Here is an 18,771-nt window from a genome sequence, read left to right as displayed (position 1 = left end):
AGCCCCTATCAATGCCGTCCTCACTAGACCACACCCTATCCCCTACACCCTTCTTCTTTACCACTACCCAGCAATGTTCTTGCAAACTTACTGACAAACTGGAATACGGATTTGAAACTCCGCTCCCTCGCCGGGTTCTGAAGTGCAAGAGAGTGAACCACCATGTTTTTCGGTAACGATTTGATAGCTAATCGACAAGCCCATACCTGTTCCTTTACCCACAGGTTTTGTGGTGAAGAAAGGATCGAACAGGCGACGGCGAACAGGCTCTGGTATACTCATCCCATTGTCTGCAATCCGAATTTCGACTTGCTGGGCGTCAACTTGTTCAGTGTGAATAGTAATAGTTGGAATTTTTATTTGTCCTTGATTGTCTGTTAATGACTCTTCTAAAGCATCGATCGCATTACTCAACACATTCATAAATACTTGATTTAGCTGCCCTGCATAGCATTCCACTTGGGGCAAATTACCGTAGTGTTTAATAAGCTCAATAGCGGGACGATCTGACTTGGCTTTGAGGCGATGTTGCAGAATCATTATGGTACTATCAATGCCCTCATGAATATTAACAGCTTTAATTTCGGCTTCGTCCATGCGTGAGAAAGTTCGCAGAGAAGCGACAATTTGCCGAATCCGGTCTGCCCCAACCCACATAGAAGACAGTAGCTTCGGCAGGTCTTCTAGCACGAATTCTAGATCGATCGCCTCTGCTTCTTCCTGAATCTCTGGATGGGGAGATGGGTAATGCTTCTGATAAAGTTCCAGCAGTCTTAGCACCTCTTGGGTGTAACTGTTGGCATGGGTCAGATTGCCAAAGATAAAATTGACTGGATTGTTGATTTCGTGAGCAACCCCAGCTACCAGTTGTCCCAAGCTCGACATTTTCTCGGTCTGCACAAGTTGAGCCTGAGTCTGTTGTAGTTTATACAGAGATTTTTCGATTTGTTCGGCTTTTTCTCGCTCTCGCGTTTCGGATGCTTGCAAAGCTGCATTTTTAGTTTCGAGTTCTTGTGATTTAGCTTCTAGTTGTTCCGAGTAAGCTTGCAGGTTGGTGTAAAGACGGGCGTTGTCGATCGCGATCGAAATTTGTGCTATCAACAGACTCAGCACATTTACCCGTTCTGGGGTAAAAGCACCAGAAATGAGATTATTTTCCAGGTAAATAATACCAGTAAACTTGCCAGAGTGAATCAGCGGCAAACACAAAATTGATTTGGATTGGTAAGTGGTGATATAAGCATCAGCCACAAAACGGGAGTCTTTAACAGCATTGTCTAAAACCAGATTGTTTCTAGTTCTTTCCACATAGTTGCATAAGGCAATCGGGAGTAAGGGTGAATTAGTTTTATCCTCTGTGTTGACAACAACACTAACCTCTTTACCTATAACTATTCCCGTCGCTTCTAACATCCATTGATTCTCGTGCTTGGCAATAAAGTAACCTTGTTGAGCGCCAGCATTTTCGACGACAATCTTCATCAATTTTTCGAGCAACTGAGTTAGCACCATTTCTTCTGACAGCACCTGTGCAGCTTTCATCACTGTCATAAAATCGAGAATGTGAGCGCCTCCAGTAGTCGTAGAGCTTGTTTGAAGAGTGTGTAGGTAATTCGTTTCTATTTTTTCTGTATTTGACCGCAAAATTAATTGCGGATAGCGTGTTTCTAAATCTTTGACTTTAGCAACAGCACCCCAATGGCTGTAGGCGTAGTAAGCATTTGTCATGTATGTTTGGGCAATGGCTTCTTTACCCCATGACAAATAGAATTTGGCAGCGAGTTCGTGAGCGATCGCTTCTTCATTGATATACTCGTTTTCTTTAGCAAGTGCGATCGCTTTTTCATACATCTCGATGGCTTCGATTTTTTCGCCTAAAACCCGATGCCGTTCTGCCTCTACCAAATAGAATTTGTGTAAATGATTCATTGGCGCATAATCTGCCCATTTTTGGATTTTTTCTTGATTAGCTTGGACGCGATCGAGGATGGCCTTTTGCTCCGATTCTTGGCTATTGGGATACACCGCTAGCCGTACTAAAGAATCGTAAAAATTGAATACAGGAACAAGGGGCATTCCTACCACTGCATCTAAATACTTCTCCGCTATAGCGAGATTCTCAATCGCTTCCGAGTAATTTTCAAACCAATAACAAAGCAAAAATTTATTCAAATATATGTAGCCAACTCCCGCATTGTCATTTGCTTGCTGGTGCAGTGGCAACCTTATCTGTTCATCGCAGGCTTCACCCTTGATAAGGCAGGGATTTTCACTTTTTCCCAGTAGATTTAAGGTAGCCTGCCAATAGATTTCTATATAATTAAGCGCTGTTTCTTGCTTAATTTTATGAATAGCATCTCTGTTTCTTGCTATTTCTCTTTCAAGGACAGTCAGTTCTTTACCGCTAAAGTAAGCTAAACAGGAGTACTGTAGTAGACAATAGCCTGCATATTCTAAATCTCCTGTCTCCATTCCGCTAGAGTAACCTGACATCAAAGGCTCTAAGGTTTCTCTCAAATGCTCTTTCCAATGTCGGATAAATAGATTTACGATGAAAACTGTCTTGGCTTTGATTTCTTGAGCATTTAACTTTGACACTAGATTTAAAGCCAATTGACCAAATTTATAACCTGAATCAATATCTCCTACAATGGCACAAAGAAGAAAACCATAATTGGCATAAGCGAACCCAGAAACGGCAGCATTACCATATTCGACGGATAATTGTACTTGTTTGCACACCGTCAAGGGCAACAGTGCAGGAGCAACAATATATGCAGGAGCAAAGATACTTGACAAAAGTCTAATGGCTGCTAATTTATAGCGATCGCTCATTTGAGGTAGTTCAATTAAATCCTCAATTCGCCTTCCACTCAAAATTGCCGCAGTGTCCGCCAATCCTTGCCCAATATCTGACGCGTTCGGTTCTTGAGGAAACTCCACCCCTAACAGCTTTAAAACTTGTAGCGCTGTGTTAACCGCTTCTAGCAGCCTGTTCTGCGCCATATAAGCTTGCATTTGGACTTCATACACTTTAATTTTGTCCAGTAGGGTTACAGCACGGCTTTGTACGATCTCAAACAATCTCTGCATTTCTTCAAAATCACCGCTCAAAAAAGCTGCTTCTGCTGCTTCTGAGTGCAGTGCTAATATCAGTTCATATTCACACTTCCAGCTTGCTTCTGCTAACAGTCCCAAACCAACTTGCAAATATTTGATGGCGGAATCATGGGCTGTGGCTGCTTTTGCTCTCTGACCGGCGATGAGGTTTAGTTCTGCAAGTTGATATTTTTCTCTTTCAGATATCAGTAAATCAGTACCGTAATTGAGTTGATTAACTAAAGCAAATATATTTTCTTTGCGTTCTTCTGGTGTCGTATTTTGCAGCAATAATTGACCAATTTTTAGATGCGTTGCTTGCTTGCGATCGTCGGGAATCAGAGAATACGCCGCTTGCTGTACGCGGTCATGTAAAAACTTGTAATCAACTTTGACATCAGTTAAATTAATTCCGTCAGATTCTTCCTGACTAAAGACTAAGGGAATTTTGTAATCCTGATTTAACGGCAGAATTAACCCAGCTTGCAGGGCTGACCACAATTGCGCCGCAGTGGTTAGAGAAGATGCTTCGTTAACGATCGCTAATACATCTAAGTTAAAAGTATTACCAATACAAGCAGCCAGTTTCAGAACTTGTTGCGTTTCTAATGACAGTTTGCGAATATTTCTCGCTGTCAGTTCAACCACATTCAGGTCAGTAATGCCGATTGCTTGAATATGTTGGATATTCCATTGCCATACTCCTGAATGGAAGTCGTATGTTAGTAAGTCTTCTTGGTGTAGGGTTTTCAGCAGTTGTGTTAAGAAGAAGGGGTTTCCTCCAGTTTTGTGGAATAGTAATTCTGCTAGTGGCTGACTGCGTTCTATATGATTCAATGTATCGCCAATTAACGTTTCTACATCCGTTAACTGCAATGATGACAAGACGATGTTATTCACCACCGCACCAGAAGATTGAATTTTGGACAAACTCATCATCAATGGATGGGTGGGCGACACTTCATTATCGCGGTATGCCCCGATTAGCAATAAATATTTGCGCTCAGTATCCGTCATCAATAGCTCAATTAAGTTCAGTGATGCCGAATCTGCCCACTGCAAGTCATCCAGAAAGACAACTAAGGGATGGTCTTGGTTCGTGAATACCCCAATAAATTGCCCAAAGACGCGATTGAAACGATTTTGAGATTCTGTCGCTCCCAATTGTGTTACAGGTGGCTGAGTACCAATAATGAGTTCGACTTCGGGAATCACATCAATAATGACTTGCCCATTTTCTCCCAACGCGGTTAACAGTTTCTTTTTCCACCCTTGGATTTGGGCAACGCTTTCGGTGAGTAATTGCTGACTCAAAGATTGGAACGCCTGAATCAACGACGTGTATGGAATATTGCGCTTGAACTGATCGAATTTGCCTGCAATGAAATAACCTCTTGCCCCCACAATCGGTTTATGAACTTCATTGACGACACTCGTCTTGCCAATGCCCGAATAACCAGAGACGAGCATGAGTTCGCTGCTACCTCCTGCCACACGCTCAAATGCAGTCATTAATGTTGCTACTTCTGCTTCGCGTCCGTAGAGTTGTTGTCCAATCAAAAAATGCCCAGATTTGTCCCGTCTCCCTGGTACGAAGTTTTCAATCTTGCCAATCACTTGAAGTTGAAACAAGCATTCCTCTAAATCCGCTTTCAGTCCCCAAGCGCTTTGATACCGCTCCTCTGCTGTTTTCGCTAACAACTTCAAAATAATTGCACTAATCGCCTCTGGCACATCTTCCAGAACGCGACACACGGTTTCACTACAGGGTGCAACTGGCATTTTGGCGATGTGACAGTGGATCAACTCCATCGGGTCACTAGCATGAAACGGCAGCGTACCAGTTAGCATTTCATACAAGGTGACACCCAACGAGTAGAAGTCGGTGCGATAGTCGCACACCCGGTTCATTCTGCCTGTTTGCTCAGGCGACATATAGGCAAGTGTACCTTCAAGCAAATTAGGATTGCTCAAGGTAGGATTTTCTCGATCGAGGCGCGAGGAGATGCTGAAGTCAATCAGTTTGATTTCCCCTGATTCGGGATTAATTAAAATATTGTGCGGCTTAATATCTTTATGTATAATTTTTTGGGCGTGTAGCTCTCCTAAAGTCTGTGCTAAATTAATCGCCACCTTAAGAAAAGTAATCAAGGTAGTTTTTTGAGTCGCAATCATTTCTTTGAGCAAGCAACCTGGAATATCTTCCAAAACCAAAGCCAAACCATGCTGATAATTCTTTAACTCGTAGGCTTTAACAATGCCAGGAATTCGCAGTGACTCAATGATTTGATATTCGTGGCGCAGTCGAGCAACATCTTCCAGTGGTGGATGTTCGCACAGAAGAGTTTTGATCGCCACAGAGACATTATCGGTTTCTCGCCGTCCACGATAAATGACGGTTTTACTACCGGAGTGAAGGGTTTCGAGGAGTTGATAACCAGATAAAGTAGCTGTCATTGTTTTCTCTTGCAATATAAGCATTCTTAATATGCCCATGCAAGTTTAGCTTTGTAACATCTGAGACAAAAATAAGCATATTTTTACGAGATGTTACATGAATTATTTTAATTCAAAGTGTATATTATTACTTTATTTTCACTATATTTCGCGTGTTTTTGACCTGTAATGAACTAACGCTTATCTTATCGCAGCCGCAAGTAAAGACATGACACAACGAATCAAAGCCAACGCCTATTTTCTCTGCAACAAAAGAATCGTTGGATTTTCGCAAGAGCTAGTTTCTCGATAAAAGATATCTAATATTATGTTCGCTAGATTACTTATTAAACCTGAAGAACCCCACCCCGCCAAAGCTACGCTGTGGCGGTGAGAGTGTCAATTACCTAATTACCTCTGGAAATAGTCGCGCCAACTTTGGGGTAAAGCTTCAAGTTGAGTAGCGCGGCGAAGTAACTCTGGATTATCCTGCTCGCGCACATAAAGTTGAGTGATATCGGCAACCGTGATGTTATTATTTATTATTAATTATCCCGGCTCACCAACTCTAAATTGTCTCCGGCTCCAACTTCGCCCTCTTGCAAAACACGGAAGTAAAATCCGGTTCGACGACTTGCGAGAAATTGCTTAACTATATCAGGTCGTCCAAAGCGAATCCCCAGTTTGTAACAGGGTAAGCGAGGTTGTGTCACCATTAACCTGACATTGCCAATCTGAAAGCGATCGCCAATGTTCACTTCTTCTTCTCTCAATCCAGTGGTCGTAAAATTTTCACCAAAAATACCTAACGGCAGTTCTGTGTCAGGCAATTCACGCCGCCAATACTCGTAATGCTCGAATGGGTATACATAAACTGCTTTATCTGCTCCTCCATGAACGGTTAAATCAGCCTGTCCATCCCCGTCCAAATTAAGCGATCGCACAGTAACGCGATCGCTAACTGGCTCTTTGAAAATGCCAGTGCTAACTGTTTTCCCTTTCCAGGTAACTTCCCGTGGAAGTCCGACGTTGACAGAGATAAGTTTCATTTTCAGATATTTGCATTCATAGCAGTGGACTCCTTACAGGATAAAAACTGGGTGATATGCTTGTTAAGCAGATATTCGTTTATCATACAGTTTTCTGAAATGAGGCGATCGCATAGTAACAACATTACCTAAATCAACTAAAATCAGTCAGATGGTAAACACACTTTGGAAATTACTTTATATAGTATTTATCTAGAAGTTTAAAATATCTAATGATTCTTCTATTTCTAAATCTAATATTATTTCTCGTGTATCTTTGAGTGCTTCTAGCTTACCTTCTTTACAATAGATATCTGCTGCTTTTTGAAAATCTTCAATTGCTCCCTGTTTATCTGCAATTTCTAAACGAATATTGCCACGGTTATAATAAGCATCAGCATAACTAGGATTAATTTGGATTGCCTGAGTATAATCTTCAATTGCGCCCTCAAAATCTCCTAAATCTGAACGAGCATTCCCACGGTTGTAATAAGCATCAGCATAACTAGGATTAATTTGGATTGCCTGAGTATAATCTTCAATCGCACCCTCAAAATCTCCTAAATCTGAACGAGCATTCCCACGTTTTTTATAAGCTATGGCATCTTGAGGATTAATCTTGATTGCTTGAGGAAATCCTGGCTGAGAGCCTAACAAATAACGATTAATTCCACGGTTTTTATAAGCATCAGCATAATGAGGATTAATTTTAATAGCTTGGGTATAATCTTCAATTGCTCCTTGATTATCTCCAACATGAGAACGAGCTTCAGCCCTATTTTTATAGGTTATGGCAACATTAGGATTAATTCTAATAGCTTGAGTATAATCATTAATCGCTTCTTCTAATCGCCCCAGTTGATAGAGAGCTAAACCTCGTTTATTGTAAGATTTAGCATCATGAATATTCCTCTGAATTGCCTGAGAATAATCTGCGATCGCAGCTTCGTAATCTCCTATTTGATAGAGAGCTAAACCTCGTTTATAATATAAAATATCAACATCCCCTTGATTAACTTGTAAAGCTTGATTATAGTTAGTAATTGCATTTGTATATTCTCCTTTTTGAAAGCATTCATCACCCAGTTTTACATAAAATATGTTTAAATCTTCATTATGATATTCAGGCTGAAAAGGAGATCTGAGTATTTGATGATTAGTTGGCTTAGATAGAATTTCCTGTTTCGGAAGATATTTATAAATAGGTGGTTGTTGCCGAGAAGATTTATTTATAGAAGATTGTAACTGTTCTAGATAACACCATAAACCACCACCATATAGTAATTGTTCTATCCCAAAAGAAATTTTACCAGTCTTCAACTTAATCATCTGGGTTGGGAGAAAGCCAGCTAAAAAAAGGTGATACTCAGATTGTGCTTCACTAACATCTTCTTGAATTAAAATGCAAACTACAACTGCATTTTTTTCAACTTCTTCAGAACTAATTGACCATCTAACTCTGTCAATGCGACCATGACGAGATTTAACTTCTATACCAATAGATGGGTCAGAAGTCAAGGTAAAATCTATATTACCATCGCCGCCAAATCGCTTTTCATAATCGACTTCGGTAATAAAATCAGCTAAACGTTCTTTGACAACTTCTTCACCTAACTTACCTTTGAGATAGCTAAGAAAAACATCACGCACTGGTAAAACACGCTTATATTTCTCAGCCATCTGCCAGCAAAATTCCCGTAGTGCTTTTAACCTCTCTCCAGAAATTATAGTTAATTCACTATATTGACCTTCTGTTTCACAATGAAGCAGACAACCAGATGCTAACCTTTTAATAAAATCAGACTGTAGCGATCGCAGTAGTGTAATCCAGTCCATTTATGTTTCTGCGAATCTTTTGATGAGATTATTCTATTAAATATATCCAGTTGGCGTAAACCTTTAAATCAGCTTTTTAGGTGCAGCCATGTCTGATTATGCCAGAGTTTTGAAGAGTTGGGAGAGTGCGATCGCTGGGAATAATACATGAAATATTAATTAGCTAACCACCAAGATCGCAAATGGCCGAAAATCACAACCCCAAGCCTCTCACCGACTCCAGTCCCCCCTCCTCGCAAGCGAGCTATCCATTACCCGGATCTTTCTTAACATTGCTGTAACTGTTACAGGAATATGCTTTTAGGAAAAGACAAAAAGGGTGGACTTGACATTTAGGACACTCGCTGTGATGGGAAATAATTACAGTAGGCGATCGTTAACAGGAGAGGAAATTGATCTTCAGTGGTACTTGAATCTCTAAAGTGGCAAAGCGTAATGTCAATGTGGCAAGTCGTGCTTCCCGTTCTGGATGGCGCTGTAATTCGACAATGATTCTGCCGCAGGGTTATATTTCAGCGATCGCTTGATCTAAGTACTTAGTCTCATGGTCAACTCGTCGATTATGGGTGGCACGAATCAAAAAATCGGAATTTCCTGTTCGTGGCATGGCAAATAAGTCGTAGATATCCCCTTCTCGGTCGGTAATAGTCACTACCTGGATATCTGTTGGTATTACCTCTTGTGTCACTGTTGCAGCATCTAACCAACGTTGACTTTCTTTATCTTTAGTTTCTCGTTGCCGACGCTTCTTAGCAATGCCAATAGTTTCCTTTTCTCTTGCCCATACTTGTTGGTCAATTAGCTTGAGTATAGATAATGATTTTAGCGATTTTTGATGGTTAAAGCGCTTTTCAAATACATAAACTTTTCTCTAAAAGGTTACGTTGTACACATAAGTTATCCGATTACCCAAAAGTCCTCCAAAACCTCACCCTGTCCTATCTTTACTAAAGAGAGGACAGGGTGAGGTTTCTCAGGGGCTATCTATGAGACTAACCGTAAATTACCTTGACAAAGGCTTGTGTGTACATTGTAAGTAAACTCTTTGGTAGAGTTATTAAAATTACGCCGGATAAATCCGTAATCTTCTATTTGGTTCTTCGCCAAAACTATGCGACTTGAGGCGATAATGTTCTACCAACTCATGTTGCATTTTGCGAACTTGGGGAGAACGTGGCAATAACTCGACTGGCTGTCCTTTAGGAATCACAATTTGCTCAACGGCAAGTCTAGCTTCTTCAAGAGCATCCATCTCATCATCGCTACCATTGTGCAAAAACAATTGTAGTTCTCTATCATCGGCCATCTCTGGGTCGTCAATGTTCAGCAACCGCCGCAAACCACGGGTAATTTGGGGAATAGTGCTGGACTTAATTACGTGGATGGGTACATGACGAGCTTTGGCCATTTGGCGTAATTTGGCGTGGTTTTTGACGTGCGATCGCAATGCCAAAATTGCATCAGCAGTATCTATATCTTTTGTCAAGACCACGGGCAAAGTTAGCACGCTAATCACCTGTTCCAGTTGGTGACGGCTAACCCCATAAGGGTAAACGTGCAGTGGCAAATCTTCACCATTGGGCCCTGGCACTCTTGTAGCAGCATCCAAATCAATGCTTTCAGAATAATTGAAAGATTCATCTAGTAAACGGTCAAACTCACTGCGCCCAGTTACCCGTTCTACAGGCAATTGGGGTAGTGCAACCATTTGTCCAGATGAACGCCAGCCATTAGACGGTCGCGCCGGTGGGAAAGAATCCTCCACTGTTCCTAGCTGTCCACCACGACCGTTGACAACAGCTAACTGACGTGTAACCGCAATTTTGCCGTGGTCATCAACGGTTCTCGTTTGTGGAGTAGGCTGACGCCCCCGCAGCAAATTATCTACGGTGTCAGCAACACTTTCGTGTACTGTCCAGCGTTGGCGTTCCAACATTTCCACCGCAATTTCAAAGGTAGGTGGGGCTTTCCGCTCCAAAACAGTCTTTTGAGAGCCTCGCCGTCTGGCTTCATCGTCTCCCAAGGTCACAGCTTGGATACCCCCAACTAAATCAGCCAGGGTGGGGTTTTTAATCAGATTTTCGATCTGATTTCCGTGGGCAGTACCTACTAACTGTACGCCCCGTTCCGCAATGGTACGAGCCGCTAAAGCTTCCAGTTCCGTGCCAATTTCATCAATGACAATGACTTCTGGCATGTGGTTTTCTACTGCCTCAATCATCACCTGATGCTGTTCGTTTGGATGAGCCACTTGCATCCGCCGAGCGCGACCAATGGCGGGGTGAGCAACATCACCATCCCCAGCGATTTCGTTGGAGGTGTCAATAATCACCACTCGCTTATGCAGATCGTCCGCTAAAACACGGGCAATTTCCCGTAAGGCGGTAGTTTTACCCACGCCTGGACGCCCCAGCATGAGAATCGATTTACCAGTTTCTACCAAATCGCGGATCATGCCAATGGTTCCGAATACCGCCCGACCAACGCGACAGGTCAAGCCAATAATCTTACCAGTGCGGTTGCGAATAGCGCTGATCCGATGCAAAGTTTGCTCAATTCCTGCCCGATTATCTCCGCCAAAGATTCCGACTCGTTGAATGCAATCATCTATTTGTTCTTGAGTAACGGGTACTTCGCTCAAATACTCAGCTTGATTAGGAAAGCGAGCCTCTGGGCGACGACCCAAATCCAAGACCACTTCTACTAAACTATCTCGTTTGGGATGACTCTCTAGTACTTGTTGCAGGTCTTGGGGCAAAATGTCTAATAACTTTTGGAGATCGTCTGTAATCGTCATGCGTTCTATGGTGACGTTTTTAGAGATAGCGAGGACATTTGCGTGCAGGAGAACCCGCCCTGGGTATTTTTCCGAACGAGCAATTAACGCTCCTGCTGTGACTTGATCTGGGAAACGAGAGAATGGGCAAGTTCTACAGCTTGCCAAAGCAATACTTCATCTTCTTCTAGGCGAATAGTCGCCTTCACATTGGTGTTACTTACCTCCTTATTCTCTAACTGTTCGAGAATTGGTGACAGCAGTACGCGAGCGTAGCTACCGTAGGCGACCCCAGCGATGGAGGCGGAGGGGCAGAGGGGCAGAGGGGCAGAGGGGAAAATTTCTTCTTTCTCCCCTGCTCCCCTGCTCCCCTGCTCCCCTGCCTCTTTGAGCAGTCCCATCGCTTTTAACTTAGCAACGGTATACTTATTTGTGCCGCCTGCTAACTGCACATATCCTGGTAACTTAGCTGCCAAAACTTTTTGCCCTAATTTCACCGCGGCTATTGTGGTGCCATCGCCAATATCACCACTCATCGGACGACCATCGGTTTGCCAAATTAAAGCACCCTTGAGTGGGGCAATCTTGTCGTAGAGCGTTCTTAAGTAGTCAATCATCCCTTCACCATCAGGACAGCTGATGGCTAGTAACTTTAGTTTATCGACCCACGGTGAAATTGCTTGCCATAATCGCTCAAATTCTGCCAATCGCCCGACTTTTGTATGGATTTCTACGGCATCTACTCCCGTTGACATTACCAATGGCGCGATCGCTCCCGGCGTTGTCACGTATGAAGCTGTATAAATTATACTATAAGGGCAAACTGGGATGCAACGACCGCAGCCATAACACTTTTCGGATACTACTCCTGAAAAGTCTTCTTTGATACTGTCAAACACGATCGCTTGTGCCGGACAAATCCGTTCGCAGGGTCTAGGGCAGTCTGTAGGACACTCATGAGAATTAAATTCTGCTTTGCGAAAATGGGGGTCTTCTCCATCGTTTAGGCTGACCATCAAAAAGGGTAAATTGCCTTTGTAGTCAAAGCCTCGCTTTTGGGCATCCTTAGCCAGAGATTTGGCTGCTTGTAGCCCTGATTGCGCTGCTGCAATTACTGCTGGATCAGCTGCAACATCTATACAGTCAGCGCCCGCCAAAGTATAGGCTAACGTTAAACTTCTGACTGCCGGCAAATGCTGGAAGCTGGCTCCGCAGATCAGCTTGAACCAGTCACCTTGTTTGAGAGATTGTAAAGGTAGGAACAGATCAGTCACTATTCTATTATGCGTTTATGCGACTAAAAATAGTAGTCTGCGATCGAGAAAAAGTCCGAATTTGTTGATTTAGGGTTTATTGAATTGGGCATGGGGCAGAAGAGGCAGAGGTGCAAAGGGGCAAAGGGGCAGAGGGGCAGAGGAGAAAAACTTCCTGCTCCCCTGCTCCCCTGCTCCCCCATCTCCCCACTCCCACAGCTGTCTTAGGAGGCCGACAACATGACAACTGTATTTTTTGTAGAAGACTCTGCTGAAGATAGAGCTTTGTATCGACGCTTCCTAGAGCGGGACGATCGCTACACTTATGATATTTATGAATTTGAGTCTGGAAATAAGGCGCTACAAGCTTGTCTAGGGAAAATACCGGATGTGATTTTGTTAGACTATCGATTACCAGATTTAGATGGGCTGGAATTTCTTACTCAGCTACAGAGACAAACTTCCAGCAGCCAAGTTTCAGTAATTATACTGACTGGACAGGGAGATGAAACGATCGCAGTCCAAGCGATCAAAAGTGGGGCGCAAGATTATCTAGTCAAAGGAAAACTGACTTCTGATAATTTACGCCGAGCGGTTCATGGGGCGATCGAGCAAATGCGGCTAATGCGGCAGCTAAAACAGCAACAGGAACAACAAAAGTTAGTAGGAGCGATCGCTCTTAATATTCGCCAATCGTTGAGGCTTGAAGATATCCTTGCCACGAGTGTTCAAGAAGTCCGCCAGTTATTGGATGCCGATCGGGTACTGCTGTATCAATTTACGCCTCAAATGCGGGGCAACATCGTCGCGGAGTCGGTATTACCCCAATGGACACCAATCTTCGGACTGGAGATTGAAGATACCTGTTTTCAGGAAAATCAGGGGGGAGAATATCGCCGAGGAAAAATTTGGGCAGCCACAAACATCTACGAAGCAGGTTTAAGTGACTGCCATATTCAATTTTTGGAACAGTTTCAGGTGAAAGCGAATTTAGTTGTCCCGATTTTGTTAGAGAGCAAGGAGACTCAAGCAGTTGAACTTTGGGGGCTATTTATCGCACATCAATGTTCTGCCCCGCGACAATGGCAGATATTTGAGGTGGAATTGCTCAAGCAAATAACGGTGCAACTAGCGATCGCTATCCAACAAGCCGAACTCTACCACCATCTCCAAACCCTCAACACCGAGTTAGAAGCGAAGGTACAAGAACGGACTGCCAAATTGCACCAAAGCGATCGCCGTTTCCGTGCGATTTTCAATAATACTTTCCAGTTCATAGGACTGCTAACGCCAGCTGGCATTTTACTGGAAGCGAACCAGACGGCGCTAAGTTTTGCCGGACTGAAACTAGAAGATGCGATCGATCGCCCTTTTTGGGAAGCACACTGGTGGACAATTTCACCGCAAACTCAAGCAGAATTAAAACAAGCGATCGCTCGTGCAGCCCAAGGGGAGTTTATCCGCTATGAAGTTGATGTTCTCGGTGCAAATAATCGGATAGCAACAGTCGATTTTTCACTCCGTCCGCTTTTAGATGAGACAGGTCAAGTTGTTTTGTTGATTCCAGAAGGGCGAGATATTACCGAACTCAAACAGGCTAAAGAAAAACTCCAACAAAGTGAAGCACTGCTAGCTACTACTCAACAAATCGCCCATGTAGGCAGTTGGGAATTGAATTTAGAAACGAAAAAGCGCTCCTGGTCAATAGAAACCTTTCGCATCTCTGGCCTGAATCCCACTCAAGGCGAACCCAACCAAACGGAACTTCTTCAAATAGTTCACCCAGACGATCGCGCCTGGATAGAGGCTCAACTGGAACAGGCGATGTCTACGACTGGCTACACCTACGCTCAACAAGCCCCTTTCAATCTTGAGTATCGAATTATCCAACCTGATGGTTCAGTGCGCTATGTTGAATCAAAAGCAGAGATAGCTTATGACGCTCAAGGACAGCCAGTTAAACTATTGGGAGCAGTTATAGATATTACAGAACGCAAACAAACTGAGTTAGAAATCATCCGTAGTCGTGACTTGCTAGAAGCTGTTTATAACGAATCCGCTGATGCGCTTTTTTTGGTAGATATTGAAACATTACTGATCGCTGACTGTAACGATCGAGCAGTGGAGCTATTTGCAGCCTCTAGTAAAGCCGAATTAATTAACATTAAAGTTAACACTCTGCAAAAACAACCGTTCACTTCCGATGAGATTGCCACCTTTATGGAAGAAATTCACCAGCAAGGGTTTTGGAGTCGAGAAGTTGAATATATTACTAAGCAGGGCAAACCCTTTTGGGGAAACATCGCAGTCAAACAAATTACGGTCGCTGGTACTGTGATGCAACTGGTACGAATCACTGATGAAGAAGATCGCAAACGAGCAGAAATCGCTCTCCGAGAAAGTGAAGAACGACTACAATTAGCCCTTGAGGCTTCTGGAGATGCTTTGTGGGACTGGAATATTTTGACTAGACAGGTTTATTACAGCCCTCACTATTTAGAAATGCTCGGATACCGCTTTGATGAACTCCCACAGGATTTTACTACCTGGCAGCGATTAGTTCATCCAGACGATCTCCCTTGGGTGAAGAAAATCTTGACAGATCACTTCAAGGATAGTTCAATACCGTACAAATTTGACTATCGACTCCGAACTAAGTCAGGCGAATGCAAATGGATTGCCAACTACGGTAAGGTTGTGATGCGAGATGCAGATGGTAATCCTCTGCGAATGACTGGTACTCATCGGGATATCAGCGATCGACAAGCCGCGCTACGCGAACGCAAACAAGCCGAAGCAGCCTTAGCCAAAAGTGAAGAACAACTGAGACTAACGTTGGAATTTAACCACATCGGTCTTTGGGATTGGAATGTTCAAACAGGCGAAGTTATCTGGAACGACAACCATTATCGTTTGTTAGGTTTAGATCCAGAAATATCAGCAGCCAATTATCAATTATGGCGCGATCGCGTGCATCCAGAGGATGTTGACCGAATCGAACAGGCTGTATCAAATGCACTGGCACAACATATTAATTTTCAAGGTGAATATCGAGTGATTTTTCCCGATGGCAAGGTTCACTGGCTCACAGGGAAAGGGCGTGGTGTTTACAACGAAGCAGGCGAACCTGTACGGATGTTAGGGGTAATTATTGATATAAGTGAACACAAGATTCTAGAGCGAGAACTGGCTCACAAGCAAAAGTTATTGGATACCTTCATCAATAATGCACCTGTTGGTATAACCATTCTCGATCGGGAACTACGTTATTCATTGATTAATGAAGCATTAGCAGAAATTAATGGCATTCCCGCAGCAGAGCATTTTGGCAAGACACCGTGGGAGATTGTCCCTGATATAGCACCAAAGCAAGAGCAACTCTTTCAACATGTTTTAACCACGGGTGAACCGATTCTGGATTTGGAAATCAGTGGAGAAACCCCAAAATTTCCAGGTTTAATCAGGACTTGGCTAGCTTCCTATTTTCCAATTCAGTCTGAAGCTGATGAACCTATTAGCATGGGCATTGTGGCAGTTGAAATCAGCGATCGCAAACGCGCTGAACAAATGTTAGAGTTGCAGGCAGTCATTACCCGCAATATGGCGGAGGGAATTTGCCTAGTTCGTGCTAAAGATGGCGTGTTTGTCTACGCCAATCCTAAATTCGAGCAGATGTTTGGTTATGACCCTAGTGAATTAATCGGTCAGCACGTGTCGATTGTCAACTACGGCGATCAACGTCATACACCTGGAGATATTAGTCAGGCGATTTGTGCTGCTATTTTGGAACACAGTGAAGCAATTTATGAAGTCCATAATATTAAAAAAGATGGCACTCCGTTCTGGTGTAGCGCTACCGCTTCCGTTTTTGAACATCCTGAGTATGGAAGCGTCCTTGTCGCTATCCAACAAGATATCACCGAGCAAAAGCAAGCAGAGGAAAAAATCAAAGCCTCTCTGAAAGAAAAAGAGGTATTACTCAAAGAAATTCATCATCGTGTTAAGAACAATTTAGGAATTGTCAGCAGTTTGCTGCAAATGCAATGCAGACGAACACAAGATCCTGTAGTGACAGCTATTTTGCGCGATAGCCAAAATCGCATTGCTTCCATTGCCCTAGTTCATGAAAAACTATACCGTTCTGAAGACCTCGCTGATATTGATTTCGCTCAATACATTCCAGATTTAACAACTCATTTATTTGATTCCTATAATGTCAGTTCCAGCCAGATTCAACTAAATATTCAAGTTGATAATGCTAGCCTTGACATCGAAACCGCCATTCCTTGTGGCTTGATTATCAACGAACTGGTTTCTAATGCTTTGAAATACGCTTTTGTTGGTAATCGTGGGGGCAAAATTGAGGTTAAGTTTTATCAAGAATCGGAATCTACTTTAACACTCATTATTAGAGATAATGGTGTTGGCTTGCCTGAAAACTTTGATAGTAAGAAAACTAAAACACTGGGTATAACCCTTGTCCAGGGTTTAGTCAAGCAGCTAAGAGGAAAACTTGAAATTGACTCTCAACAGGGTACAGAGTTCAAAATTACTTTTACAAATAGCCGGACATGAATATAATTGACATCTCATCAAACACACAGACAAAAAAGACAGTTCGAGTCCTTGTTGTTGAAGATGAATATATACTTGCTATCAACTTACAAGAAAGTTTAGAATCTTTAGGATATGTTGTTTTAGATATTGCCGATTCTGCTGAAGGGGCAATTGCTAAAGCAGCTGAATTACGCCCAAACTTGATTTTGATGGATATCAGGTTACGGGGTGAAATGGACGGCATCCAGGCAGCGGAGCAAATTTGGCATCAATTGCAAATTCCGATTATCTACGTCACCGGGCACTCTGATAAAAGTACTGTTGAGCGAGCAACGCTGACATCCCCCTTTGGATATATTCTCAAACCTATTAAAGAGCAAGAACTTTATGTTGCCATTCAAACAGCCTTAAATCGCTATGATCGCGAGCAATTTTTGAGTTCTGTACTTCGGGGAATGGGCGATGGGGTAATTGTAGTCGATATTGAATTAAATATTAAATACATCAATCAGGTAGCTGAAGCTCTAACAGGGTGGCAATGGAATGAAGCTAAAGACAAGACGTTAACAGAAGTTATCAAAATCATTGATGAACAAACTCAGCTACCGATAGAAAATCCAATCATCGCAGCCCTCCAACAAGAAACTACTATATATTTAGGCGGTGGCGTCTTACTAGTTGCTAGAAATGGGACAACTATACCAATAGCTGATAGCGCTACTCCCCTGATAAATAATAATGGTGTAGTTACAGGAGCCGTATTTGTTTTTCGGGATGATACGCAACGACGGTTAATGGAAGAACGCAATCTCGCAGCTGAACGCGCCCAACAACTAGAAATTCGTGTGGCAGAACTTCAACGCCTGAACCAATTAAAAGAGGATTTTCTGGCAACCACTTCTCATGAAATGCGAACGCCCTTGTCAAACATCAAAATGGCAATCTCTGTGCTAGAAAATATTCTCGATCGGCAGGGTATCTTAAATTCAAACACACTTTCTCCATCTGAATCTATAGCCCGCTATTTACGTATTGTGCGCGAACAGTGCGAACAAGAACTGGATTTGGTAGACAATTTACTGTATCTACGAATGATTGATGCAGATGTCTATCCATTGGAATTAACATCAATTCAACTCCAAAACTGGCTGCCTCACGTTGTTGAGTATTTTCAAGAACGCGCTCAAGCTAGACAACAGTCTTTTGAAGTTAGTGTTTCTCCAGATTTACCACCTTTAGTTTCAGACTTGGCTAGCCTGACTGAAATTGTCTCAGAATTACTCAACAATGCTTGTAAATATACTCCGCCTGATGGACAGATTGCGTTAAACGTTCAGCTAATTTATATCACAAAAAGTCCGAGCGATGAGGATGCTAAATCTGGTGTATTACATAATTTGCAAGTTCCTTATTTTCAAATCACAATTAGCAATTCTGGGGTGATAATTCCGAAAAAAGAACAATCTCGAATTTTTGAGCCGTTTTACCGGATTCCTGAAAGCGATGCCTACGGCAACCCGAAACGGGAACGCTGGCAACAAAGCGGCACAGGATTAGGTTTAACATTGGTTAAGAAGTTAGTAGAATATCTCCAAGGCACGATTGAAGTTACCAGTTCTCAGGGCTGGACAACGTTTACAGTTCAACTGCCTTTAAGTTTGTAATGGTATTTGTCATTTGTCATTTGTCCTTTGTTATTAGGCACTTGTACTGCCCTTCGACTACGCTCAGGAACCGCGAACGCGAACAGCGTCTTGTAGAGAAGCCGAAGTATTGCTTATTAATT

Annotated in this window: 8 protein-coding genes and 1 pseudogene; 2 read left to right on the top strand and 7 right to left on the bottom strand. The window is 42.8% G+C overall.

Annotation, left to right across the window (positions count from 1 at the left end; all coding sequences use genetic code 11):
• Window positions 1-87 precede the first annotated feature (87 nt).
• The 7 genes and pseudogenes from AC1F2U_RS00375 to ldpA form a co-directional block, all read right to left on the bottom strand.
• Window positions 88-5,556 carry a trifunctional serine/threonine-protein kinase/ATP-binding protein/sensor histidine kinase gene (locus tag AC1F2U_RS00375; RefSeq protein ID WP_480259334.1) on the bottom strand — a complete coding sequence of 1,823 codons (5,469 nt, stop codon included), beginning with the start codon at window positions 5,554-5,556 and terminating at the stop codon, window positions 88-90.
• A 390-nt stretch (window positions 5,557-5,946) separates the two neighbouring features.
• Window positions 5,947-6,036, bottom strand: a complete 90-nt coding sequence (locus AC1F2U_RS00370; RefSeq protein WP_480259333.1) for a 3-alpha domain-containing protein — start codon at window positions 6,034-6,036, stop codon at window positions 5,947-5,949.
• Window positions 6,037-6,080: 44 nt separating this feature from the next.
• Window positions 6,081-6,584, bottom strand: coding sequence for an MOSC domain-containing protein (locus AC1F2U_RS00365; protein WP_480259332.1), 504 nt, complete (start codon window positions 6,582-6,584; stop codon window positions 6,081-6,083).
• Window positions 6,585-6,776: 192 nt separating this feature from the next.
• Window positions 6,777-8,399 carry a tetratricopeptide repeat protein gene (locus AC1F2U_RS00360; RefSeq protein WP_480259331.1) on the bottom strand — a complete coding sequence of 541 codons (1,623 nt, stop codon included), beginning with the start codon at window positions 8,397-8,399 and terminating at the stop codon, window positions 6,777-6,779.
• 403 nt (window positions 8,400-8,802) lie between these two features.
• Window positions 8,803-9,207, bottom strand: a pseudogene (locus tag AC1F2U_RS00355) (IS4 family transposase); the annotation flags it as partial.
• 255 nt (window positions 9,208-9,462) lie between these two features.
• Window positions 9,463-11,196: a R3H domain-containing nucleic acid-binding protein gene (locus AC1F2U_RS00350; RefSeq protein WP_480259631.1), complete on the bottom strand. Its 1,734-nt coding sequence runs from the start codon at window positions 11,194-11,196 to the stop codon at window positions 9,463-9,465.
• 83 nt (window positions 11,197-11,279) lie between these two features.
• Complete coding sequence (gene ldpA, locus AC1F2U_RS00345) at window positions 11,280-12,449, bottom strand: circadian clock protein LdpA (RefSeq protein ID WP_480259330.1); 1,170 nt, start codon at window positions 12,447-12,449, stop codon at window positions 11,280-11,282.
• A gap of 219 nt (window positions 12,450-12,668) precedes the next feature.
• Here ldpA and AC1F2U_RS00340 point away from each other — a divergent pair, with 219 nt between their 5' ends.
• Both AC1F2U_RS00340 and AC1F2U_RS00335 read left to right on the top strand, forming a co-directional pair.
• A complete protein-coding gene (locus AC1F2U_RS00340; protein ID WP_480259329.1) occupies window positions 12,669-17,003 on the top strand; it encodes a PAS domain S-box protein in 4,335 nt (1,444 codons plus the stop codon).
• Window positions 17,000-18,649 (top strand): hybrid sensor histidine kinase/response regulator, encoded by a 1,650-nt coding sequence (locus tag AC1F2U_RS00335; RefSeq protein WP_480259328.1) that lies wholly within the window; start codon window positions 17,000-17,002, stop codon window positions 18,647-18,649. Before AC1F2U_RS00340 ends, AC1F2U_RS00335 begins: the two co-directional genes overlap by 4 nt.
• The last annotated feature ends 122 nt before the right edge of the window (window positions 18,650-18,771 follow it).

The organism is Nostoc sp. LEGE 12454 (assembly GCF_056620565.1).
This window is presented reverse-complemented; position numbering and strand designations above follow the sequence as displayed.

Coding starts and splice junctions, on each gene's coding strand:
- AC1F2U_RS00360 (WP_480259331.1), bottom strand. CDS start 8,399: ATGGACTGGATTACACTACTGCGATCGCTACAGTCTGATTTTATTAAA.
- AC1F2U_RS00375 (WP_480259334.1), bottom strand. CDS start 5,556: ATGACAGCTACTTTATCTGGTTATCAACTCCTCGAAACCCTTCACTCC.
- AC1F2U_RS00340 (WP_480259329.1), top strand. CDS start 12,669: ATGACAACTGTATTTTTTGTAGAAGACTCTGCTGAAGATAGAGCTTTG.
- AC1F2U_RS00335 (WP_480259328.1), top strand. CDS start 17,000: ATGAATATAATTGACATCTCATCAAACACACAGACAAAAAAGACAGTT.
- AC1F2U_RS00350 (WP_480259631.1), bottom strand. CDS start 11,196: ATGACGATTACAGACGATCTCCAAAAGTTATTAGACATTTTGCCCCAA.
- AC1F2U_RS00365 (WP_480259332.1), bottom strand. CDS start 6,584: ATGAAACTTATCTCTGTCAACGTCGGACTTCCACGGGAAGTTACCTGG.